Source organism: Chryseobacterium panacisoli (assembly GCF_008274625.1).
GTDB lineage: Bacteria > Bacteroidota > Bacteroidia > Flavobacteriales > Weeksellaceae > Chryseobacterium > Chryseobacterium panacisoli.
The window spans coordinates 301,595-325,970 of record NZ_VTRU01000002.1; the positions used below are offsets into that span (position 1 = coordinate 301,595).

The following is a 24,376-nucleotide window of genomic DNA, read 5'->3' on the forward strand; positions in this document are numbered from 1 at the left end:
GTTAAAGATTTATTAAAGTAATCTACAATCCTTGATAATACCTTAAATATTGGCTATTTTTGGGTTATAACATTAAAAATAAAGATTATGTCATTTGAATTACCAAAACTAGGATATGCATATGATGCATTAGAGCCGACTATTGATGCAAAAACTATGGAAATCCACCATACAAAACATCACCAGGCATATATTGACAATTTAAATAAAGCAATTGAAGGAACTGAACTAGCAGGAAAAACAATTGAAGAAATCTGCCAGACAGGAACTGACAAGCCAGCAGTAAGAAATAATGGAGGAGGACACTTCAACCACTCTTTATTCTGGGAAATTTTAACGCCGGGTGGAAGCAAGGAGCCGGTAGGAAATGTAAAAGCTGCTATCGAAAACTACGGAGGTCTTGAAAAATTCAAAACTGATTTTTCTGATGCTGCTAAAACAAGATTCGGTTCAGGATGGGCTTGGTTAGTAAAAAATGCTGACGGTTCTGTATCTGTTTCTTCTACACCGAACCAGGACAACCCATTAATGCCTGTAGCAGACGTTAAAGGAACTCCGGTTTTAGGATTGGATGTTTGGGAGCACGCTTATTATTTAAACTACCAAAACAGAAGACCTGACTATGTTTCTGCATTCTTCGATGTAGTAAACTGGGATAAAGTAGAAGAATTATTCAATAAATAATTTTCAGCTATTATAAAAATGAAAAGGTTCAGAGCAATTCTGAACCTTTTTTAGTATTATTTACAATTTATCTTATGGCATCGCTTCCGGATAATCCATTCAATCTTAGCTTATACTTCCAGTTTACATACACAAAAACCTGATATAACTTATATTCAAATTTGATCCCGTACTTTTCCTGCGGGTCATAATCTATCCCGGATTCTATGATATTGCTGTATCTCCCGGAATGATAATAACTGTTCCATTCGTTGACCAAAAATGTATTTTTTGTCTTCAGATAAGATTCTGTATACTGGCTGATGGGTTTGGCAACAGTACTCATAAAATAATCGAATTGCGTATCAATAACTGTAAGATCCCATTCTCCGTCTTCGTTTTTAGAAGGCTTCATTTCATGTTGTTCTTTATCCTTCTTTGGTGTTTCCTGAGAGAAACAGCTGTAAGGTATCAATACTGTCAATATCAATAAAATAATATTTTTCATGATGAAGGTATTTATATAAAAAAAGCACTCCAATAAGAGTGCCTAACTTTTTTATGGTTCTTTCTGAAGAACTACAAATGCCGGGAAGTGGTCACTGTATCCTCCTGTAAACTGGTCTCCATTCCAGGATCTGAAAGGGTAACCTTTATAGTTTCCTTCTTTATTAACTAAATAAGCCGGTGCGAAAATTTCTGTTTTGTACACCGAATATTCTTTAGTTACCTGATCTGAAATAACATTTTTAGAAACGATAATCTGGTCAAACAGGTTCGGAGCATCCTGATAGGCAAGAGATGCCACTCCTTTCTTATATAAAGGATACATCAGATTAAGGTATGGTGTTTCTTCACTTAAATCTTTAGGTGCTGCCTGAGCTTTCAGGTGGTTTTTTAAACTTGGGCTTACAGGATCATCATTAAAGTCACCCATTGCAAAAAGCTTCGTTGTGGGGTCTGCAGCTCTTATGCTGTCCATCTGTTGTTTCAATAAAGCGGCGGCGGCATTTCTTTTAGGTAGAGAAACCGCTTCACCACCCCTTCTTGAAGGCCAGTGGTTCATAAAGAATGCTACTTTTTCATTATCTAAGAACCCTGTTACCACAAGGATGTCTCTTGTGTACTCTCTTCTTCCGTTGTCACCGTATATTTTCAGTTCTTTTTTTAATGAATTGGTAGGAGTGAATCTTCTTTTCTGATAGATCAATGCAACGTCAATTCCTCTGTAGTCGTAAGAGTTGTAATGAATGATTCCGTAATCATATTTCTTTAAAGCAGGTTCGTTGATCAGATCCTGGATAACCTGTCTGTTTTCAACCTCAATTAAGCCAACGACCGCAGGAGCTGTTTTGGTGTATTGTGCTCCCATTTCAGAAATTACTTTGGCTTCGTTGGCCAATTTTGCTTTATAAATTTTAGTCCCGTAGTTTTTTGCGCTTTTGGGAGTAAACTCTTCAGAACCCCCTTGTTCTCTTACTACTTTTTTACCAATTAAAGCACCGTCACTCCATGGCCCGTCATATTTTTCAGCTTCCAGAAGTTTGATAGAATCCATAGGAATACTTCTGTGAAAAGCAGGATTCTTAATGTCCTTGGTTCCGTCAATATAATCCGCTGAACGGATAGTGTCCCAAAGGTTTTCTACATTCAAAAAACCTACTGTAGCTACTTTTCTCAGTTTTCCTTGTTGCTGTGAAAATGCCATAATCGAAATAATGATGGCCAACAGACTCGAAAATCTCTTCATCTTCTTTGAGTTATTATTAATACTATTTTAATTTACAAATTTACTTTTTTTAATTCACTGCATTTTAAATATTTGTAAATTTAAAAGCAATTATCTCAGTATCATTTATATAATGATTCTTAAAAGCTTGCAAGGTTAAAGAAAAATGTTGTTAAAAAAGTTACGAATTACAAAATTTGATTACATTTGTGCCCCCAACTTTTAAACTGTTGAAAATTAACAAGAAAAGTATTAAAAAAATAAATATACTCATGATTAAAAAACTATCATTAATCTCTTTATTTACTTTGCTGCCTGCGTCATATTATTATGCGCAGACAACAGTGTTTGCGTATCTTAAGGATGCGGAAGGAAAGCCTGTTGAGCAAGCAAGTGTAGATTTAAAAGGAGCAGGAAATGATGCAAAGGCAGACAAGATCGGTTATTTCCAATTTACAGACCTGATGCCGGGACATTATCAAATTATGGTTACAAAGCCGAATTTTGAAACTAAAATTTTTGAATTTGACGTAACTGCTAATGAGAAGAGAAAAGATCTTGGAGTAATTACTCTTTATTCGGCATTGAATGACACGGATCAGGGTTTAGCTATTATAGAGGATTCGGGAGAAAGTGATGGCGGCGGCGCGCAGCAAACTGCAACGGTAGGATTGCTGCAGTCTTCTCAGGATGTCTTCAACAGAATTGCAAGTTTCGATTTAGGGCCATACTGGTTCCGCCCAAGAGGAATTGATAGCAGAACGGGTGAGAACATGATCAACGGGATTTCTATGGCCGCTGCAGATAATGGAGACGTAGACTTCAGTACCTGGGGAGGATTGAACGAAATTACCCGTTACCCGGAAATTTCAGCTAATCATGCCCCTTCCGAATATGCTTTCGGAGGAACTACCGGAGTATTTTATAAGAATACCAAAGCCAGTGAGTACAGAAGAGGAAGCCAGCTGACCTACTCTCTGACGAACAGAAACTATACCAACAGATTATCTTACAGATTTTCCTCCGGAATGAATAAGAACGGATGGGCATTTACAGGAATGATCGCAAGAAGATGGGCACAGGAAGGGATTCAGGATGGTACTGCTTATGATGCATACAGTGGATATATTGGTATTGAGAAAAAATTCAGTGACAGTCATACCATGACTTTAAATGCCATTGGTTCTAAATATGAAAGAAGCTCTTCAAGCCCAAGTACTCAGGAAGTTTATGATTTCAGAGGAGTTCATTACAACTCATATTGGGGATGGCAAAACGGAGATAAAAGAAATGAGAGGGTAAAAAGAGGTTTCCAGCCAATGATTCAATTGCAGGATTTCTGGAAAATCAATAAAAACTCTCAGCTATGGACATCAGTTTCTTACCAGTTTGGTAAAGAATACAGTTCAAGATTAGATTGGTATAGAGCCAATAACCCGTCACCAACTTATTACCGTAATTTACCAAGCTATTGGTTAAACTATACAAATCCGTCTCCAGAACAGGCTGCTAACATTGGAATTACAAGAGACTGGTGGACTAATGATGATCAGTCGCACACACAGATCAATTGGGATAATCTTTATAATGCCAACAGAAATGTAGAATACAATGCGTTACTTGGAGGAAGAAGAGCGGCTTATTACCTTGTAGATGATGTAAAAGATGATAAAGTATGGAATGTTGCTACTCATTATACTTATAACTTCACCGATACTTCCCGTTTTATCTTAAACTTATCTTATCAGAATTACAGATCTGAACAGTACAGAGAAGTGAATGACCTTTTAGGTGCTGATTTTGCCCTGAATATGGACCCATTTGCATCCAATACTACTGCCGGAAGTGTTTGGGGGAAATTTAATACAAGAGAAAGCGATACCGATGTTGCTAAAAGAGAGGGTGATAAAATCGGGTACAGCTATATTTTCAGAAGACAGGAATTTAAAGTAAATCCTGCGTTTAAATTCTCAACAGGGAAATTTGATGTTTTTGTTTCCGGATTATTCGGATATACGACGAACAGCAGAGAAGGATTGTTCCAGCATTATCTGTATGAGTCTTCTTATGGAAAAGGAGCAGATCAAAACTTCTGGAATGCAGGTGTTAAAGGTCAGGTTACCTATAAAATCAACGGGAGAAACTTCCTGGTTTATAACGGAGCTTACTTTTCACAGTCTCCTTTCTTAAATGATATTTATTTTAATACAAGAGTAAGTGGTGTGACAACTCCTGGGATCAAGAACGTTGTTGTTGATGCCAATGATTTGAGTTATGTAATTTCTACTCCGATTGTTAAAATTAGACTGACCGGTTACCTTGTAAATACTCAAAACGAAACAAGCGTACAAAGATATTTCGCACAGGGAGTTAAACTCACAAACCTTACTGAGACCGGAGATCAGGCTCCTGTGCAGGATGGTGCTTTCATTACACAGGTATTGGCAGGTGCTAACAAAAGAAATATGGGTGTTGAGCTTGGAGCACAGGTGAAAGTTACCCCTACTTTGACAGCCAGCGGATTATTAAGTGTAGGACAGTATACTTATACTAATAATCCTACCGTTTATTTTGCATCTGATGCGGTTGGAACATTCAGAGAGCTTGACGGAAACGGAAATATTGTATCAAGATCTTATACCAATATGGGAGAAGCTACCCTTAAAAACTACAGACAGGGCGGAACACCTCAGGAGGCATATACTTTAGGTCTTCGTTACAGCAGTCCTAAATACTGGTGGGTAGGAGCTACATGGAACTATTTCGGACATTCATTCCTTGATCCGTCTCCGGTAACCAGAACAGAAAGATTCTATACAAACCCTAACACACCGGGAGTCCCTTATGATAACGTAACTGAGGAAGAGCTTGCAAGAATTCTGACTCCGACAAAATTACCTTCAGCGTTCTTCTTCAATGTGAATGCAGGTAAATCCTGGATGATCGGTAAGTATTATGTATTGGTGTCTGCCTCTGTAAATAATATCCTTAATAACAGAAACTTTATTACAGGAGGATTTGAGCAGACGAGAAACGTTAACTATACTGACTATGCTAACGACTATGACAGCGGAAACATGGTATTCGCTCCTAAATATTGGTATAACCAGGGTAGATCTTATTTTGTTAACCTTCAATTCAGATTCTAAAAACTAAAAATTAAAAATCGAAAACAATGAAAAATATATATTTTAAAGCAGCAATCTTTACGGCCATTTCAATGCTGGCATTCTCGTCTTGTGTAAAAACTGATGATTATGAGGTACCGGAAATCAAATGTACCAACAAATTTGCAGCAGCTAATCACCAGTTATCTGAGATTACAACCATTGCAAAAGCAAAACCCGTTGAAGCTGATATCATTAAAGAGGATTTCATCGTAGAAGCTTATGTTTCTTCAAGCGATGAATCCGGAAATCTTTACAAAATGATGTTCCTTCAGGATAAGCCTGAAAACCCAACTCAAGGTATTGAGATTGATATCGACGGCAGCAATCAGTATCTTGATTTCCCAGTTGGGGCTTTAGTAAGAATCAACCTGAAAGGATTGATCGTTCAGGGGGTTAATGGAAACATTAAAGTAGGTTCTTATGATCCTAACTATCCTATCGGTAGAATCAACCCGAATAAAGTTTCTAATTACATGGCAAGAGTTTGCGATGGACAGAAGCCTGTAGTAGCTGCAATGAAGCCATTAGAGTTCAACTTTATCTCTGATGCTCTGAAAAACGGTGCACATATTAACCAGCTTGTGAAAATAAAAAATGTTCAGTTTGAAGAGCCTGAACTGACAAAGAACTTTGCTGACGAATCAGCTACAGGTGACCGTTATATTACGGATAAAAAAGCAGGCAGATTAGATCTTCGTTTCAGTAACTTTTCAACTTTTGGGAAATCTCCGATCTCTCCTAAATATGAAAAAAGTGGTGATATCGTTCTTGTTTTAAGCCGTTTTACAAGCTCAAGTAACGCGACGGTTTTCACAGATCAGGCTTATATAAGGGATCTTAATGATATTAACTTCCCGAACGCCAGATTCACACCAGGGGAGCCGGAACTTCCATCTGCTAATGCGGTAAATCTTTTCCCAAGCTCTGATTTTGAAAACTGGACATCTTTCTTATCAAGTTTAAATAGCTTTGGGCTTATGCCTTATGCCTCTCAAGGGATTGGTTTGGGCTATAACGGAACAAATTCCCTTCAGATTAAAGGTACACCGGCCAATAATGACTATGTATTTACAGCGAATGCTGCGTCAGGAGTACCAGCGGCTCCGAAAAGAATTACAATGTATATCAAAGGGACTGCATCAGGAAAATCACTTTCTTTCAATGTATATAGAGCAACACCGCTTGCTCCTAATACGTCTGCTTTCTATACTTTCAATTTAGGAACATTCTCTACCGGTGCTACTTTAAGTCCGGAAAGTACAAATTCATATACAGGATCTATCAATACGAACGGACAATGGAGACTGATCGAGCTTACCCTTACAGGTCTTACCGATCTTAACACTACTTCTGGAAAAACTATGTTTGCCCTAAAAACCGGAAAAGACGGAGTATATGATCTTCAGATTGACAACATCAAAATTGAGTAATGCATTAGGATAGAATATATTTCTGATAAACTTAAAAAACACGGGCAGCTCGTAAGAGCTGCCCGTGTTTTATTTTATACTTTATTGATTTCAAAAAGCGAAGAATTTTATATTTTTAAAAACAGTTTTAAGCTAAGAATTATATTTAAGATGGAATACTTCATTTATGCTTTGAATCATACCTATACCGATGACTCTCATACGGACACCAAATTTCTGGGCTTCTCAAATAGCCTTGAGGATTTGGAGAAGCTAAAAGCAAAAGCCGTTCTGATGTCTGGATTCAGAGATTATCCGGATTGTTTTGTTACAGATTGTTATATTATGGATAAAATACATTGGAATAATGGCTTTGAGAAGGTAATTGGTGAAATAGGACGTGATTATATAGAAAAAGGTGATGAGATAGATGAGAACTGTATTTCAGTCAAAGAATTAGGTTTAAGTACTGTTTTCAGTGTCAGTCATTCCTATACTATCCATACTTTTTTAGATGATGAAAGATATATCGGAGTATTTTCAACCTTAAAAAAGGTAGAGAAAGCTATTGAAGAACTCAAAAATAAACCAGGTTTTAAAGATCATCAGGATGATTTTATTATCTGTGAACTGGATCTTGCAACACTTTTATGGAGCAGCGGATTTGGTAGCTGTTAAAAAACAAAAACCACCGCATTAGCAGTGGTTTTATTATTTTCGTTTACTTAACCGTAATTGTTGGATCCCAGTAAAAGTAACCGTACAGAATCTGTTTGTTACTGTCATTAGGGTCTAAAATGTAAAGTCCAAACTGTACATAGAAGTTCTCTTTACCTGTAGCTTTTACTTTAGAGTCAATACTGGCAAAAGTGATATCAGCAGCAGCGGCAGGAAGACCATTTTGAGAATTCAAATTTGGTACTGCAGCCTGTCTTCTTTCAACGGAATTGTATATAAAGCTGTTGAAGACCTGATCTCCGGACCAGTATTTAATATTGTAGATGATTACAGCATCATCCGAATTCTGATAGATTGATGTTCCTCTGAATGAGACTGTATCTCCGGCTCTTGCACTGAAGTTCAGATCAGCAGAACCCTGCCCTGAAATAGCGTTGGCATTGGAAACAATCATATGCTGGCTGTTATGATCAATTCCTGTAGGATTATTAGGATCTTTACTTGGGTTTTTATAAGTATCTCTTACATAATCCGTGTCGATAACAATCAGGACATCTATTTCCTGACTCGATGATTTAAGTTGCTCGTCCATGATATTTGGTTTTAGTTTGGTGTTTTCTTACTCATTTGGCTTTTCAGATTCTGCCCCGTGATTTAAGTGATTCCGGCTTCACCTTTTTGGCTGTAATTACAATACAAATGTACATTGCTGAAAATGAAAATATTACAGTGTAAATGCTGAAATTAAAGATTAGGTATTTGTACTTAATTAATCTCTTTTGGGTGAGTTGTTGTTTTGGATAAAAAATACCCTGAAAAGTTTTACTTTCCAGGGTACCCATTTTATAATGGTTAAATCTAATTTTTGCTTAAAAAGAAACCTCGTTCACTTCTTTTCCTCTTTGAAAGTTCATCGTTTTCTGGCTGCCTTTATAGGCGATGTTCACCAGATTGATCTGCTTAGGAAAAGCGCTTAAAAGGATCGTATTTTTAATCTTTAAGGTATTGATATCTGAAACACCACCGGTTTCAAAATATACCCATACAGTTTCTCCACTGACCTGACTTCCTGTGAAGGTTATCGTTTTAGGAGCTCCATTGACAAACACATCAAAATTATTGTTCACATATTTTTTTACCTCTGCTTCAAATCCAGCCGTGTTGGGGTTGATTTTGATCGCATCAGAAATGTGGCTTGTATTCATTTTTGTGGTAAACTTCAATGTCTTGCTTCCATCAACATAATCCACTTTGGTCATTGAAGAGAAAAAGTCTACATACATAAAACTCATTAACACAAAAAATGTTAAAATTCCTGATATATATAAAAGTTTTTTCATCTTAATTAATAGATTTACAATCATAGTTGTTTGTTATAAGTCACAAATAATATGCCAATTAAAAATTTACATTCACAGAATATTTATCATAAAAGGCTTTAATATGTGCTACGGCCTCGTCAGCGGTATCTACCACACGATAAAGATCCAAATCATCTTCAGCAATCATTCCTTCTTTCAGCAAGGTTGCTTTGAACCAATCTAATAATCCTCCCCAGAATTCACTGCCTACCAGAACAATTGGAAATTTTCCTATTTTGTTGGTTTGGATAAGAGTCATCGCTTCAGTAAGCTCATCCAATGTCCCGAAACCTCCTGGCATTACTACAAAACCCTGAGAATATTTTACAAACATTACTTTTCTCACGAAAAAGTAATCAAAATTCATAGAATAAGATTTATTGATATAAGGATTAAAATGCTGTTCAAAAGGAAGATCAATATTCAAACCAATAGATTTTCCTTTAGCATTGAAAGCTCCTTTATTTCCCGCTTCCATAACTCCCGGGCCTCCTCCGGTGATGATTCCGAAACCTATTTTGGTGATCTTTTCCGCGATATCTACAGCCATTTCATAATATTTGTTCTCCGGCTTCAGTCGGGCAGAACCAAATATAGAAACACATGGACCAATCTTAGCCAGTTTCTCATAACCGTCTACAAATTCAGCCATGACCTTGAAGACCATCCAACTGTCTTTAGCGATTGTTTCGTCCCAGGTTTTTTGTCTGAAACTGTTATGTAGTTTTGTTTCGTTAATGTCAAGTTCCGGATTTATTAAACTTTCATCCCTAGTTCCATCAATTTCCATTGCAAAATTTATTTAAAGTGTTTTTCGGCTTCTGTTACAGAAGATGGTCTTCCGACGTCGATAAGAATACTGTTGTGTACAAAACCGTGTATATGCTCGGTCTGCATCAGGTCCAGATATTCTTCCATAACAGAAAATTTGCCTGTTCTTTTTATTTTTTCGAAGATCGTAGGATTGATACAATGAATTCCACTGAACGCAAGAGCTTTAAAGCCTTTGTTGAATTCCGCCAGCCTTTGTTCACCAGTTTGTACATTCAGCCAGCCTCTCAAAACCATATCATCATTGAAAAGGAGTTTTCTCGAGCTTTCTCTGTCAGAAACCGCTAAAGTAGCAAAATCTTTTATCTTTTTGTGGTATGCCACCAACTCATTGATGTTCAGGTCGGTGAGGATATCCGCATTCATAATTAAAAAATCTTCTCCATGATCAAGAAATTTTCTCGCAAAAATCAAGCCACCTCCTGTTTCAAGAAGTTCGTTGGTTTCATCAGAGATTTCAATTCTGCATCCGAAATTATTATTTTTATTTAAGAAATCTACAATCTGATCTCCAAAATGATGAATGTTAATCACAAAATCCTTTATTCCGAAACTTTTCAGGTAAGTGATATTTCTTTCCAGAAGCGGAATTTCGTTTACTTTTGCCAACGCTTTCGGATGGTGATCTGTAAACGGTTTCAATCTTGTTCCTTTTCCTGCTGCGAAAATTAGAGCTTTCATAATAGTATACGTAATGAGTGATAGATAATGAGTAATATATAAGTGTAATAAGAAATTACTTATTGCTCATTACTGATTACTAATGTTCAGTTGCGGTTGTTCATCATGGTGAAGGGTTATCTCGGTTCCTTCAGGATATTTTTCCCGGATAAATTCAGCGATTTTAATAGCGGAATATACCGATCTGTGCTGCCCTCCGGTACATCCGAAGTTGATCTGCAGATGCTCAAATCCTCTTTCAAGGTAGTTATCGATATTGATAGAAACAAGAGATTTTACCAATTCTAAAAACTTTGGCATTTCCGTTTTTGTTTCCAGATATTCCTGAACTCCGATGTCATTACCGGTCTGGATTTTATATTCTTCAATTCTTCCGGGATTTAAAATTCCGCGGCAGTCAAAAGCGAAACCTCCGCCATTTCCTGAATTGTCTTTAGGAATTCCTCCTTTCTTGTATGAAAAACTGTGTATCTCGATGTGTAGCATATTCTTTCTTTTAAATTTTTAAACCATTAAGGTTTATTTAGTGATGTTGAGTGTTTTTTATTTCGTTTCTGTCAGTCTGAGCGGAGCCGAAGACTTAGTTATTTAATATTTCCTCAATTTTTTGCTTTGCCCTGTCTGATGTCAGCTGTTGAATTACTTTTTCCAGTTCCGGATAATTTTTCATCTGTTCCCAGGAAGCTGCAAATTGGGTAATATTCTGAATTCCTTTTTCCAGACTGGCCATAAAATGATGTTTTCTCTGAATCAAACCCCGGAATCCATAGGCTCCCAAAACCTGTAAAAATCTCATCATCTGAATAGGCATCACCGCATCTTTTAGTTGAATTCTTGTGTCGGGATTTTCAAACTGCTGAATATAAAATTCCAGCATTTCCTGTTTGAAGTCTTCAGTGAAGTTTGCTTTAGCCTGAAAAAGAAAAGAAATGACGTCGTACATTAACGGGCCCTTCATTGCAGACTGGTAATCGATGAAAGAAACTTCATTCTTTTCATTCACCATGATATTTCTTGCCTGAAAATCACGGATCATAATTCCTTTAGGCTCAAGACTTTCGATGAGTGATGCAATCTTTTTGAATTCTTTTAAAAGTGTCGATTTGTTGTATTCCAGCTCCAGGAAATCCGCTACAAAGTTTTTAAAATAATAAAGATCGTGAATCACGGGAAGTTCATCATAACTTTCATACTCAAAGGTTTTTGAAAAATCAATTTTTCCTTGTGTCTGCGTCTGCATTTGGAAAAGTCTCTCCAATGTCTGCTGTACTAAAGATCTTACAGCAGAAGATTGCTGTTCTTTTGTAATAATCTCGGAAAGGGTATGCTGTCCCAGAAATTCCTGGATGTACATTTTTCTGTCATCAGAAACAGCAAGAATAGAAGGAGTATTAAGTTTCAAATTTGAAAATATCGCAGAATAGTAAAGGAAACTTTCATTTTCCGGAATATTCTCATTGTAGGTGATGATGTATTTTTCAGTGCCGGCAGTGGCCAGAAAATTTACCCTCGCAGAACCGCTTTGAGCTAATGTGACGAATTCGGAAGATTTTTTACCCAATTGGTTTTCAAAAAATCGTTTTGCGTTTTCAGAAGTCATAATATGGAAACAAATATACTAAATTAACATGAGTTGGGAATTATAGTTTAAGGAAGTGAAAATGTGAAGGAAAGAGACCATTGTGATGAGGTTATGAAAGGAGTGTTGAATATTTATTTTACCAGGTATTTTAAGGAAAATTTTTCAGTATTATATTCAATAATCGGTGGATATGATGGTGTTTTTTAAGTTTCTTGATTCAGATTCAGGATATTACAGGCTAATTTTTATCTTTGCAGAATGTTGAAAGACTTTAAACCTGTTTTAGGTATTTTATTGCGTTTCATTATTATTTACCTGGTATTGCTTTTTACCTATCAGTTCTATCTGAATAGTGGTAAAGATTCCGGGTTAGATTCTTTTTCAAGAATCATTGCCAATCAGGTGGCTGCTTTGCAGAATACCATGGGTTATCCTACGGAGCTTTATGATGATGTAAAGAATGAGCAGGTTTGGTTTTATGTAAAACAACGCTATGAGACGAGAATGGTGGAGGGCTGTAATGCTGTTTCTGTGATCATTCTGTTTGTCTCTTTTGTTTTTGCTTTTTATAAAGGAATGAAAACCTTTGTCTTTGTTGGGGCAGGGCTGATTATCCTGTACATCATGAATCTTCTGAGAATTGTGGGATTGAATATTGTCATGACAGATTATAAGGAATACGGTAAAATGTTCCATGATTTTATTTTTCCTGCCATTATTTATGGAACTGTCGTTGTACTTTGGCTGGTATGGATTAAATTTTTTGCTTTAAAACATGAAAATTCTTAGTTGGCTTCTGGTCATAGCAGGAATCTGCGGGTTGATAGGTGTAAGAGTTCTGGAAGGAACTATTTTTTATGATCCGTTTTTGGGTTACTTTCATGAAGCGAATAAAAATATTGAATTCCCTACATTTGAATGGGGAAGACTGATTGGCGGACATTTGTTTAGATTTGTCTTAAATCTTTTTTTTTCCTGCCTGATCATTTATGGTTTCTTTAAAAACAAGCAATGGACATTGCAGGGTGCTGTAATGATGGTTATTGTGTTTATGATCTCTTTTCCGATTTACCTGTACTGTATTTATGATAAATTCGAGATAGGCTATCTTTTTTCTTTTTATATGAGAAGATTTGTGATCCAGCCCTTGATTATACTGCTGATTGTCCCGATGTTTTATTATAGAAAGCAGATGATGAAAGAGGGAAAATAAGTGAATTTATCTATTCTACGGTATGTTTATCTACGCTCGTTACATTTTCCGGTGTCCATTCTACCCGTCTGATAAAATCTTTTTCGCGGACAGGGCAGTCTTTGATCTGGCAGACCGGGCATGAAATCGGTTTGCAGTCATCCATATGAAAATTGAACTCAATACTGCGCTTCATGTTTTTGGCAAGAAGGATAATGACCTTTTCCATCTCACTATGGGCATCACGAAGGTCATAATACCAGGGAAGTGTAATATGAGCATCAATATGCAATGAAGAACCGAATTGCTGTATTTTCATATTGTGTACATCAATCCATTCTATCTGTCTGTTTCCTTCAAGAATTCGGATGACCTGATTTAATATTTCAGGATCCTGCTCATCCATAATACCACTTAGGGATTTACGGACGATTTTATAGCCTACAAATATGATATAAAGTCCAAAAGATAATGCTACTGCTGAATCCAGCCAATAAATTTTAGTAAAATAAACAATTACCAGGCTGACAACCACTCCAAGAGTGGTAATGGTATCGGACTGAAGGTGTTTCCCAGATGAGACGAGGACCAGAGAATTTTCTCTTTCTCCCTTTTTTATAGAAATATATCCTAATAAATAATTGATGATTGCCGTGGCAGCAATAATCCATATCCCGAGATCTATTTTGCTCAGTGTTTTTCCTACAATAAGGCTGTGAATTCCTTCATAGATAATCATAACGCCGGCAATAGCAATAAGAGCGCCTTCAATACCGGACGTTACAAATTCTACTTTCCCGTGGCCGTAGGGATGGTCCTCATCTTTAGGCTTGGCTGCAAGGTGAAGGGAATAGAGCCCCATGAATGCACTGATGACATTGACAATACTTTCCATAGCGTCGGAAAATACTGCATCGGAATTGGTAAGCTTCCAGGCAATAATCTTTCCGACAAAAAGGATAACTCCAAACACTGCAATAAGCTTTTGGAATCCTATTTTCTCTTTGTGGGTATTTTTCTGGGTATTCATATAAGTTTGATAAAAAAAAGAATCTCAATTCTGAGACTCTTTTTTATTTTGTTAGTTTATACTAAGTTGTTTGCTACAAGGTATTCTGCAATTTGTACAGCGTTTGTTGCTGCTCCTTTCCTCAGATTGTCTGCTACGATCCAGAGGTTGAGCGTTTTGGGCTGTGACAGGTCTCTTCTGATTCTTCCTACGAAGACTTCATCTTTTCCTTCCGAATATAAAGGCATCGGGTAGTGGTTGTTTTTCACATCATCCATCACGATGACACCAGGAGTTTCGGATAAGATTTTTCTTACTTCATCCAGTTCAAATTCATTTTCAAATTCAATGTTTACACTTTCAGAATGTCCTCCCTGAACCGGAACTCTTACAGCAGTTGCTGTTAAGTTGAAGGTGTCGTCACCTAAAATTTTCTTCGGTTCCTTCATCAGTTTAATCTCTTCTTTCGTGTAGTCATCATCAGCAAATACATCACAGTGGGGCAATGCATTTTTGAAGATCTGATAAGGATATACTTTTTCAGTAGATTCATCTCCGCTGATTTCACCGTTTAACTGGTCTACAGCAGCTTTCCCTGTTCCTGTTACAGACTGGTAGGTAGAAACAATCACTCTTTTTAAATCATATTTTTTGTTCAATGGTCCTAGAACCATTACCAACTGAATGGTAGAACAATTCGGATTTGCGATGATTTTATCTTCTTTTGTTAAAACATCAGCATTGATTTCAGGAACGACTAATTTTTTATCAGGATCCATTCTCCATGCCGAAGAATTATCAATTACAGTGATTCCTGCTTCTGCAAATAGAGGAGCGAATTCAAGAGAAGTAGAACCACCCGCAGAGAAGATTGCAATATCCGGTTTGGCAGCTATAGCGTCCTTCATGCTTACGATGGTAAATTCCTTCTGTTTATACTTCACCTTCTTGCCTACAGATCTTTCGGATGCTACCGGGATTAATTCTGTTACAGGGAAGTTTCTCTCCTCCAAAACTTTAAGCATAACTTGTCCAACCATTCCTGTTGAACCTACTACAGCTACTTTCATTGATTTAATTAAAAATTTAAGATTAAACTATTTATAAATTATAACACATATAATTTCTTTATCTTTTTTAAGCTCCGAAGACTCTTGTCCAAGGGAACGCGAATGCAAATAAACCTACTGCAATCAGTCCCATAATCACTACTCCTAAAGAAATAGTATCATTGGATTTTACTTTTTTGTTGGCAATGGTCATCAAAACTGCTGCAATAAGCATAGAGAATGGATGCTCAACATATTGAAATCTCAATGCTGCATTTTTCATTACTTCTCCCATGTTTAATCCTTTGCTGAAAGTTGTGATCAACATAATGATTCCTAATAAAAACTGAACGTGGAAGAAAATCATCGTGAATAGCGTTGTTTTCTTCAAAAATTTGTTCACTTTTCCACTGAAACCAAACATGGTCGCTAAAAGTGCAATGATAAATAATGTTACCAAAAGAATTTCAAGATACCCGAAACCTTTGTGGGCATTAAGTAAAATGTTGTAAAAATCCATACTTTCTATTTTTTGTACACAAAGATAACAAAAATCCCGGCTCAAAGCCGGGATTGATATTTATAAAATCTAATATTGTGATATTATTAGAAGTTGAATGATAAGGTTGCTGCCCAAGTAGTTCCGAATCCGAAATAAGCACGGTTACCTGTTGCGATACCATTGTACATCATACCAAGTTGTTCATAAGTCTGCTTAGCAGTGTTGTTTGATCCATCAGCAAGCTTAGTTGGAACATCGTTAGCAAAAACACTTGTAGCAGAGTCAGAGATATAAATCTTATCAAACAGGTTGTAAACGTTAGCTCCGATTGTGAAATACTGAGCTTCGTTTTGTAGTCTGATTTTGTAAGAGAAACCTACATCAAATAAGTTGAAATCCGGTAATTTTAATACTCCTCTTTCCTGAGCTGAAACATTTGTAAATGTTCCTGCATCAATAGTAGAATAAAGTTTACCTACATATCTCCATGTTCCAAAGATATTAAGATCTTTTACTGGTTTTACAGTAAGTCCTAATGATGCTGTCATCTGAGGGATACTGTTGTTACTTGAACCTCCTACTTTTACTTTATCTAAATATAGTTCATTTCCTGCTGAACCAGCTAGAGTAACAGGATTGTTGTTATCATCGAAAGAAGCTACATTAGCATTTCCTTTGTAATAATAATCTCCCCAAGAGAACATCCCCTGAATTTCCAAGAAACGGTTTGGTTTGTACACTCCGTCAAATTCTACTCCCTGGTGAACTTCAGTAATACCATTGATTTCAGAATAACCTGTGGTAGTAGAACCATCAGCTAAATTGAAAGTCTGACCTGTTTTTCTTAACCATCTGTCTTTCCACTGTGTTCTGTATACGTTAACATTTGCAGTGAATTTTGCAGATCTGAATCCATATCCAATTTCAGCAGAAGAAATTTTTTCGTTACTTAAATAAGGATTAATAAGCTGCTGGTTACTTGGGTAAACAGTGTTTAGGAATGGCTGCTTGCTATAATAACCTAAATTAGCAAAAACGTTATGTTGCTCATTGATGTTATAGTTAGCACCCCCTTTAATGTTATATCCGAAAATATTTTTAAATCCTGTTTTTGTGTTTACTGTTTGTCCTTTTAATGTGCTTCCGTCTACTACGTAGTTATCAATTCTCTGATAACCCTGATTAGATACGGAACCTTGTAAGAATGCAGATAGATTGTCTTTGTTATATTCTACCTGCGCAAATCCACTGTACCAAAGTACTTCTCCATCATTGCTGTATCCTACCTGATCTTCGGCTGGAGCTAGTTTTCCTCCAAAAGGATTCCAGGTAAGTTTTTTATAATCATAAAGAGTATTTACGATTCTTGGAGCAGGTAAGTTTTTGTTAGCGTTATCCTTGTATCCTGCAGCTCCATAAAGGTCTGTAAGAACCTGATAGTGGTAGCCATAGTAATATCTGTCATCTGTACCTATTGAGAAGTTCCAGTTGTCATTGATTTTGTGTTGGAAGTTAGCTAAGATACCATACCAGTTGTGAGAGTTGATATTTGATCTACGAACCAAAGTACTTCCTGCACCAGCAGTATTTAAGTTAACTGCTGCGTTAGCTGCAAAAATAGCGTCATAGTTGAAGTGACCTGCTGCATCATAGAAGTCAGTCATTCCTTTTCCACCTACTCTACCTAAATCACCTGTTCCACCACCTCTACCGTTAGACATGTATAAAACTGTACTTAATTTAGACTTTTCACTCATAGTCCAGTCCCAGTTCAACATCATTACCGGCTTAGCATAATAGTTTGATCTGTTTGCTAAAGCAACTTTGTTCCCGTTAGCATCAGTATAGTATCCAAAGTCTGAATTGTATCTTCTGTAAGGAGATCCATCATGATCCGGGTTATAGTTGATGTAGTTTTGGATTGTAGGAGCAAAAGTTCTTTGATCGTGCCACTGAGGAGCAGATGTTATTGTGAACTGTAAGTTATGTTTTTTATTGATTTCATAACCTAATGCAAAGAAATATGCATAAGATTCATAATCAGTATTTTCAATATAAGTACCTCCGGCTTGTCTGCTCATTAAGAATGATGCAGATACACCATCTTTAGATTTTCCAGTATTGTAAGAAAATGAAGTTTTTAAATAATCGTTGTTACCAACACCTAATCTGATTACCCCTCCTCTTTTCATATCAGCAGAACGGGTAAGGAAGTTTACTGTACCTCCTACAGAAGCAATAGCTAATTTAGAAGAACCTAAACCTCTCTGAACTTGTAATGTACTTGTTACATCAGATAAACCAGTCCAGTTTGAGAAATAAACAGCACCACCTTCCATATCGTTAACTGGCATACCGTTTACCATTACAGCGATGTTTCTAGATTCGAAACCTCTGATTGTAAGACCTCCATCACCAAAACCACCTCCGGATTTTGTAGCGTAAACAGATGGAGTAGTGTTCAAAATCTCAGGTAATTCCTGGTTACCTAATCTTTCTGCTAGTTGTGCTGCTTTAATGGTAGAAGCAGCAACAGGTGTTTTTCTATCTTTAGCGATATCCGTAACACCTCTTAAGATTACCTCCTCAATGTCCTTGGATTTAGTTTTCGTAGAATCCTGAACCTCTTGAGCGTAATAAACACTAGCTGTAGATAATGTAATTACCGCAGTCAGTATTGATTTGTTGATTAATTTCATAATCGTTAGTAATAGTTAGATTTAATTTTCTGCAAAATTCGCAAAATAAAATTTAACTATTATTAACTCAATGTTAATTTTTAATCAGTCTTAATAATGTTAAAGTGTTAAAAACCAGCATTATGGCTAAAAATTGAATTTTTTTATGAAAAAAGTCATGTTATTGAATTTTTAACAAAGTGGGGGTGTTTTTGTTAAAAATTCAACGCTATTTCACTGCTTTGAGACTCAAATCTATATTCTCAGCAGAGTGTGTAAGGGCACCTACAGAGATAAATGTCACCCCTGTTGAAGCAATTTCTTTAAGCATATCACGGGTAATTCCACCGGAAGCTTCAGACTCACATGAGCCGTTGATCATTTTTACAGCCTGCTTCATGGTCTTTACGTCCATATTATCAAGCATGATTCTGTCAACCTTTGCATTGATAGCTTCCTGAACTTCTTCAAGGTTTCTTGTTTCAACCTCTATTTTTAACTTTTTTTTGTTCTTTTTAACGTAATTCTTTGCCATTGCCACTGCATTGGTGATGCTTCCATTGTAGTCGATATGGTTATCTTTCAGCATGATCATGTCATAAAGACCATATCTGTGATTGGTTCCACCACCTATGGCAACCGCCCATTTTTCACACATTCTGAAGTTAGGAGTTGTTTTTCTTGTATCTAAAAGTTTAGTTTTTGTGCCTACCAATCTTGAGTCCCAGTCATGGGTAAGAGTAGCAATACCGCTCATTCTCTGCATACAGTTAAGAACGAATCTTTCTGTGGAAAGGATAGATCTTGCACTTCCTGTTACAATAAGTGCCACATCTCCGAATTTACAAGGAGTTCCGTCTTTAATGAAAACTTCCACTTTCAGATTTTTGTCAAAAGTTTTGAAAATGATTTCTGCCAGCTCAACACCCGCAAGAATACAATTCTGTTTTACTAAAAGCTTAGCACTTTGCACAAGATCCTGTGGAATGGTAGACAAAGTAGAGTGATCTCCATCCTGGATATCTTCTTCAAGGGCGTTTTTTATAAATGTCTTTAATGCTTTATCTGTTACGTAGGCTGGTCTTTTCATTTTGTGATGCTTTTAGGCTAAATCTTTATTATAAAACGCTCCCTTATTTTCCGTCATTTCCATGGATTGGGTAATGATAAGGTGGGCAACGGTTGTTAAGTTTCTTAATTCTGACAATTGCGGAGAAAGTATAGAGTAATGATAGATTTCGTCTACGGCAGCAGCAATCTCCTGATGTTTCTGTAGTGCCATATTCAGACGTCTGTTGCTTCTTACAATACCTACCAGGTCGCTCATCATTTCCTGAAGCTGCTTTCTGAGATAGCTTACGATGACCATTTCGTCCATGATTTTCATTCCTTCTTCATTCCACTCCGGAACGGCTTTCAGGTCATCAAAGTTGAAACTGTTTTCATTCAGAAGGGCTACTGTTTTCATGGCAGCGTTGTGTCCGAAAACCAAACCTTCAAGCAATGAATTGGAAGCAAGTCTGTTGGCTCCGTGAAGTCCTGAGTTGGTACATTCACCCACAGCAAAAAGATTTCTGATGGAGGACTGTCCGTCTCTGTCAACTTCAATACCTCCCATTAAATAATGGCAGGCCGGTACAACGGGGATCAATTGTGTGAAGGGATCAATTCCTTCGTCTCTGCATTTTTTATAAATATTAGGGAAATGTTCTAAGAATTTTTCATGGTTCATTTCTTTGCAGTCTAAACCAACAAATTCGTCTCCGGTAATTTTCATTTCGGCGTCGATGGCTCTTGCAACGATATCTCTGGATGCTAATTCTTCACGTTCATCATATTTATGCATGAATTTTTCGCCCCTTTTGGTTCTTAATTTCGCTCCGTCTCCACGAACTGCTTCCGAAATTAAAAACAACATTCCATCCATTTTGCTGTACAAAGCTGTTGGGTGAAACTGGTAATACTGCATATTGGAAACATTTCCTTTTGCACGGGCTACAAAGGCAATTCCATCTCCTGTAGCAATGGTAGGGTTGGTAGTGTTTTTATAAACATGTCCGGCACCTCCTGTGGCAACCAGTGTTATTTTAGAAGTAATTTTTTTGATGGTCTTGGACTTTTCATCCAGAATATATGCACCATAGCAATGAATATCTCCTTCGTTGAGCTCTTTTCCGGGAACATGGTGCTGTGTAATGATATCAATGACATAGTGATGGTCGAGAATTTCAATATTCGGGCTGTTATTGGCTGTTTCCAGCAAAGCTCTTTCAATTTCAAAACCTGTAATATCTTTGTGGTGTACGATTCTGTTTTCAGTATGGCCACCTTCTCTTCCTAAAGCGAATTCACCATTTTTCATATCGAAATTTGCGCCCCATTCTACAATTTCTTTAAATCTTTTTGGAGCTTCCGTAACGACCATTTCTACGACATCGCGTTTGTTCTCACCGTCTCCGGCGCGCATAGTGTCTTCAATGTGTTTGCTGAAATTATCATTTTTAGAATCTGTAACTACTGCAAGACCGCCTTGTGCATATTTGGTATTGCTTTCGTCTTCGTCAGATTTGGTTACGATAATGATTTTGGCATCAGGGAGCTGTTCAGAAACTTTAATGGCATAGGAAAGTCCGGAAATGCCGGAACCGATTACTAATACATCCGCTTTTATCATATGCTTGCTTTAGGTACAATCGTTTGAAACGATTAAATAAATTTAAACAATTTTTCGTTTGGTTTCCTTACTTTTTTCATGTGCTGAAAATGGTCTTCTTCAGAACGGTAGCCTAAAGCGAGGGTAACGGTTACTTTTTCTGTTTCGGGATTGATATTCAGAATTTCTTCTATAAGATCCTGGCGAAAGCCTTCCATAGGGCAGGAGTCTATATTTTCAATAGCGGCGGCATACATAAGATTGGCCAATACTATATAGGATTGTTTTTCTGCCCAATTGAAGATTTCATCCTCTGTTTTCTGGGTGATATGCTGATTAATACTGTTTCTGAAAGGATCCAGTTTCTCAACAGGAGTGTCTCTTACTTCAGAAATATGATTAAAATATCCCCGGATATAGTTCTCTTCAATAATTTTCTTTGAAATAATAACGATAAGATGAGAACAGGTGGAAATCTGAGAAGGATTATAGAAAGCCGGAATCAGTTTCTGCTTCATTTCTTCACTCTCAACAATCACAATTTTATAGGGCTGAAGTCCCAGCGAGCTGGCAGACAGCTTTCCTGACTCAAGAATATTGTGAAGAGTTTCCTGAGGAATAATCTGATGATTGAATTTTTTCACAGAATATCTTCTGCTTAAAGCTTCCAAATAATTCATAGGACAAATTTAAGAATTGAATATGAATAAAGAGTCTTTAAAATGAAATATCTCCGCCCTGTTAATACAAAAAAATCACCCTGGCTGGCAGGGTGATTCTTTTGATGTGATGGAAAGTGTAATTATTCTCTGTTTTTTACAACAATCCAGCCTGAGAATTTTATCGGAGTACTGTTTTTATTATTTTCATTCCATGAAACAGAATACCAGTAGTTTCCTGTAGGAACTTTTTTACTTCCATTAGTGGTACCTGCCCATTTGTAGCCATTGGTTTTATCGGCCTGGAACATTTTGTAGCCATATCTGTCGAAGATGCCTATTTCCAGATTCTGTTTGTTGGCCAACGCAGAATAATCAACAAAATCATTAATACCGTCATCATTAGGAGTGATCACGTTGATCAGATTAGGTACAGTAATATTAACTTCAACAGGAACACAATTATAACCGTCTCTTACATATATTTTAGCCTCACCTCTGGCAATATTAGTAAAGATATTAGAATCCTGCCAATTGATATTATCCATAGAATATTGGTAAGGAGGAGTTCCGCCATTGGCATACACTGTCACTGTGCTTCCTGAAATATCAACAGTGGTAATAACCGGATTATCAGAAGGATATACTGTCACTTTTTGTGTGGCAATACAATCTCCTGTTTTAAGTTTTACCCAATAAGTACCTACGCCTACATTCTTGATAGATTGAGTGGTCGCTCCCGTGCTCCATTCATAGCTTTTGAAGCCAGCGCCAGCATCTAATGTTGTTGTATTTTCTATACAGATCGTCTGATCCAGTAATGTTCTTGAGAAGACTGGTGGTATGACTGTTAAAGTAACTTTAGCAATTGAATAACATCCGTTTGCGTTGAATACTTTAATGTAAACAACTCCATTAGGAGCAATATATGCTGCGGGAGTAGAAATTGCATTAGTTCCACTGATGGCATCAGCCAATGAAGGGTAGTATTCTTTATTAAGCCCACCTTGAGAAACGATGGCTCCTGTAAGGTTAAAAGATGCCATAGATGGATTGGTTTCTATAAAGCAGGATTTTATTTCAACATCATTGACAACAACGACAGGGTAGATGTTAAGTGTAATTTTAGCTGTACTTACACAACCTTGAGGAGTCGTTACTCTTACATATATTGTAGCTGCTGCAGATGCATAGGCAGAAGGATTTGTAATCTGATTCGTGCCATTATTCAGGTCGTACAGAGTAGGGTAGAATTCTTTGGTAGTTCCGGCAACAGTTGTTACAGCAGCAGAGTTAAGATCAAAGGTTGCTGTTCCGGCATTGTTATTATTACATCCGGAAAGTGTGGCGTCCGTTGCTGCAAAGGGAGTAGGATTAAGCTGAATAACACCGTCACCATTGTCACAAAGAGTAGAAGTCGGGTCTTTTACAATAACCTTGATGGTGGTGTTTCCTGAATATTGGAAACTTGCAGGATTGGCGATAGGGGTAGAACTTCCTAAAACATAATAAGTGAAAATATAGTTTCCAGGATTATTCACAAATTGAGAGTTAAAAGAAGTAAGATCTACTACACCATTTCCGGTAGCGGGATTTGTACATACGAAAGGAGTTACCGTATTACTTAAAATAGGAACTTTATCTACATATACTTTAACATCTTTAATAGAATGTCTCGCGCTGGCACCTCCGGTTGCTGCAGAGAAACCAAAATATCCCTGTGACATTCCTACCGCACCTCCGGAAGGAGCAAAAGACTGATCTACGATAAGTACACCGTTGATTCTTACTTTGATGATCCAGTTTGTTGGGTTGGTAAGGTCTGTTTCTCCGTTTACTTCAACATGTCTGTAAGTATCTCCTACAAACGGTTGAGTAGCGATAAGATCAGGAGAATGGTATGTACTTCCAGGAGTAGTGTTGAATTCAATATTGTTACCAGCTGTATTATTGGTGCCGTAAAGAATATGAACTTTACTCATTTGCCCCTCCGTAGTGTTGTTGAAGATATCAAAACCAACCATTAGCCCGGAAGCATTCGCCGGGATACCAAGTCCTCCTCCTGAAACGAATCCTGTAGGCGGATTGGCAAGATACCAGAAAGTAAAGCCATCTCCTTTTCCAAACTGAGTAGTTCCGTTTCCGTCAATTCTGAAATCGAATTCCACTTTCCATTTATCACAATAGCTCAGGGTAATAGGAGTGGATAATTTTACAGCCCCGTATCTGCTGGTCTGATCGGTTGTAAGTCTTACAAAGTCTCCGCTTACTACAGCATCAGAGACAAGATCCCAGCCTGTTGTATTTACAGGATTTCCGGTAAGTTGATATGTTTGTGAAAATAACCTTCCCGGCAAGCATGATAAGATAGTAAGTAAAAAAATGAGTATATTTTTTTTCATAGTGGATGGATTATGATGTTGTTTGTTTTTTGATATAAAATTGATTTTGTTACATGTGTAATTTGATCATAAAAGCAATATTTAATTTTAAATTCCGGAGGTGAAGATTCTTTTAATACCGAAACTAC

Annotated in this window: 22 protein-coding genes; 6 read left to right on the forward strand and 16 right to left on the reverse strand. The window is 37.0% G+C overall.

Annotation, left to right across the window (positions count from 1 at the left end):
• Positions 1-87 precede the first annotated feature (87 nt).
• Positions 88-684, forward strand: a complete 597-nt coding sequence (locus FW781_RS11860) for a superoxide dismutase (protein ID WP_149387627.1) — start codon at positions 88-90, stop codon at positions 682-684.
• Positions 685-751: 67 nt separating this feature from the next.
• Here FW781_RS11860 and FW781_RS11865 read toward each other — a convergent pair whose 3' ends face one another.
• On the reverse strand, positions 752-1,171 hold the full coding sequence (locus FW781_RS11865) for a DUF6146 family protein (protein ID WP_149387628.1): 420 nt from the start codon (positions 1,169-1,171) through the stop codon (positions 752-754).
• A gap of 51 nt (positions 1,172-1,222) precedes the next feature.
• Positions 1,223-2,413 carry an endonuclease/exonuclease/phosphatase family protein gene (locus FW781_RS11870; RefSeq protein ID WP_149387629.1) on the reverse strand — a complete coding sequence of 397 codons (1,191 nt, stop codon included), beginning with the start codon at positions 2,411-2,413 and terminating at the stop codon, positions 1,223-1,225.
• A gap of 251 nt (positions 2,414-2,664) precedes the next feature.
• Here FW781_RS11870 and FW781_RS11875 point away from each other — a divergent pair, with 251 nt between their 5' ends.
• From FW781_RS11875 to FW781_RS11885, 3 genes are all read left to right on the forward strand, one after another.
• On the forward strand, positions 2,665-5,541 hold the full coding sequence (locus FW781_RS11875; protein ID WP_149387630.1) for a carboxypeptidase-like regulatory domain-containing protein: 2,877 nt from the start codon (positions 2,665-2,667) through the stop codon (positions 5,539-5,541).
• A gap of 26 nt (positions 5,542-5,567) precedes the next feature.
• On the forward strand, positions 5,568-6,992 hold the full coding sequence (locus FW781_RS11880) for a DUF5689 domain-containing protein (RefSeq protein WP_149387631.1): 1,425 nt from the start codon (positions 5,568-5,570) through the stop codon (positions 6,990-6,992).
• Between the two features lie 150 nt (positions 6,993-7,142).
• Positions 7,143-7,649, forward strand: a complete 507-nt coding sequence (locus FW781_RS11885) for a DUF7336 domain-containing protein (protein WP_149387632.1) — start codon at positions 7,143-7,145, stop codon at positions 7,647-7,649.
• Between the two features lie 43 nt (positions 7,650-7,692).
• Here FW781_RS11885 and FW781_RS11890 read toward each other — a convergent pair whose 3' ends face one another.
• The 6 genes from FW781_RS11890 to FW781_RS11915 all read right to left on the reverse strand — a co-directional run bounded on the left by FW781_RS11890 (position 7,693) and on the right by FW781_RS11915 (position 12,122).
• The gene (locus tag FW781_RS11890; protein WP_047376397.1) at positions 7,693-8,241 is read right to left on the reverse strand and encodes an inclusion body family protein; all 549 of its coding nucleotides are present in this window, start codon (positions 8,239-8,241) and stop codon (positions 7,693-7,695) included.
• Positions 8,242-8,518: 277 nt separating this feature from the next.
• Positions 8,519-8,989: a DUF6702 family protein gene (locus tag FW781_RS11895; RefSeq protein ID WP_228408605.1), complete on the reverse strand. Its 471-nt coding sequence runs from the start codon at positions 8,987-8,989 to the stop codon at positions 8,519-8,521.
• A gap of 58 nt (positions 8,990-9,047) precedes the next feature.
• Positions 9,048-9,800, reverse strand: a complete 753-nt coding sequence (locus FW781_RS11900; RefSeq protein ID WP_142717229.1) for an LOG family protein — start codon at positions 9,798-9,800, stop codon at positions 9,048-9,050.
• Positions 9,801-9,808: 8 nt separating this feature from the next.
• Positions 9,809-10,522, reverse strand: a complete 714-nt coding sequence (locus tag FW781_RS11905; RefSeq protein ID WP_149387633.1) for a nucleotidyltransferase family protein — start codon at positions 10,520-10,522, stop codon at positions 9,809-9,811.
• 69 nt (positions 10,523-10,591) lie between these two features.
• Entirely contained in the window at positions 10,592-11,008 is a 417-nt protein-coding gene (locus FW781_RS11910; RefSeq protein WP_149387634.1) for a RapZ C-terminal domain-containing protein, read from the reverse strand.
• 94 nt (positions 11,009-11,102) lie between these two features.
• Positions 11,103-12,122: an aminoglycoside phosphotransferase family protein gene (locus FW781_RS11915; RefSeq protein ID WP_149387635.1), complete on the reverse strand. Its 1,020-nt coding sequence runs from the start codon at positions 12,120-12,122 to the stop codon at positions 11,103-11,105.
• Positions 12,123-12,362: 240 nt separating this feature from the next.
• On the opposite strand from FW781_RS11915, the gene xrtF reads away from it, so the two are divergent.
• Together xrtF and FW781_RS11925 are read left to right on the forward strand one after the other, a co-directional pair.
• Positions 12,363-12,893 (forward strand): exosortase family protein XrtF, encoded by a 531-nt coding sequence (xrtF, locus tag FW781_RS11920; protein WP_149387636.1) that lies wholly within the window; start codon positions 12,363-12,365, stop codon positions 12,891-12,893.
• Entirely contained in the window at positions 12,880-13,317 is a 438-nt protein-coding gene (locus tag FW781_RS11925) for an exosortase F system-associated membrane protein (RefSeq protein WP_149387637.1), read from the forward strand. The genes xrtF and FW781_RS11925 overlap by 14 nt, the downstream gene beginning before the upstream one ends.
• 10 nt (positions 13,318-13,327) lie before the next feature.
• On the opposite strand, the gene FW781_RS11930 is transcribed toward FW781_RS11925, so the two are convergent.
• The 8 genes from FW781_RS11930 to FW781_RS11965 all read right to left on the reverse strand — a co-directional run bounded on the left by FW781_RS11930 (position 13,328) and on the right by FW781_RS11965 (position 24,248).
• The gene (locus FW781_RS11930; protein ID WP_149387638.1) at positions 13,328-14,326 is read right to left on the reverse strand and encodes a cation diffusion facilitator family transporter; all 999 of its coding nucleotides are present in this window, start codon (positions 14,324-14,326) and stop codon (positions 13,328-13,330) included.
• 56 nt (positions 14,327-14,382) lie between these two features.
• A complete protein-coding gene (locus tag FW781_RS11935; RefSeq protein WP_149387639.1) occupies positions 14,383-15,375 on the reverse strand; it encodes an aspartate-semialdehyde dehydrogenase in 993 nt (330 codons plus the stop codon).
• Positions 15,376-15,442: 67 nt separating this feature from the next.
• Positions 15,443-15,874, reverse strand: a complete 432-nt coding sequence (locus FW781_RS11940; protein WP_149387640.1) for a hypothetical protein — start codon at positions 15,872-15,874, stop codon at positions 15,443-15,445.
• A gap of 86 nt (positions 15,875-15,960) precedes the next feature.
• Positions 15,961-18,555 carry a TonB-dependent receptor gene (locus FW781_RS11945; RefSeq protein WP_149387641.1) on the reverse strand — a complete coding sequence of 865 codons (2,595 nt, stop codon included), beginning with the start codon at positions 18,553-18,555 and terminating at the stop codon, positions 15,961-15,963.
• Between the two features lie 208 nt (positions 18,556-18,763).
• Complete coding sequence (gene nadC / locus FW781_RS11950) at positions 18,764-19,624, reverse strand: carboxylating nicotinate-nucleotide diphosphorylase (protein ID WP_149387642.1); 861 nt, start codon at positions 19,622-19,624, stop codon at positions 18,764-18,766.
• Between the two features lie 12 nt (positions 19,625-19,636).
• Positions 19,637-21,208, reverse strand: coding sequence for an L-aspartate oxidase (gene nadB, locus FW781_RS11955; RefSeq protein ID WP_149387643.1), 1,572 nt, complete (start codon positions 21,206-21,208; stop codon positions 19,637-19,639).
• Between the two features lie 32 nt (positions 21,209-21,240).
• The gene (locus FW781_RS11960; RefSeq protein WP_047380324.1) at positions 21,241-21,867 is read right to left on the reverse strand and encodes an NAD(P)H-dependent oxidoreductase; all 627 of its coding nucleotides are present in this window, start codon (positions 21,865-21,867) and stop codon (positions 21,241-21,243) included.
• A 122-nt stretch (positions 21,868-21,989) separates the two neighbouring features.
• Complete coding sequence (locus tag FW781_RS11965; protein ID WP_149387644.1) at positions 21,990-24,248, reverse strand: T9SS type B sorting domain-containing protein; 2,259 nt, start codon at positions 24,246-24,248, stop codon at positions 21,990-21,992.
• Between the last annotated feature and the right edge of the window lie 128 nt (positions 24,249-24,376).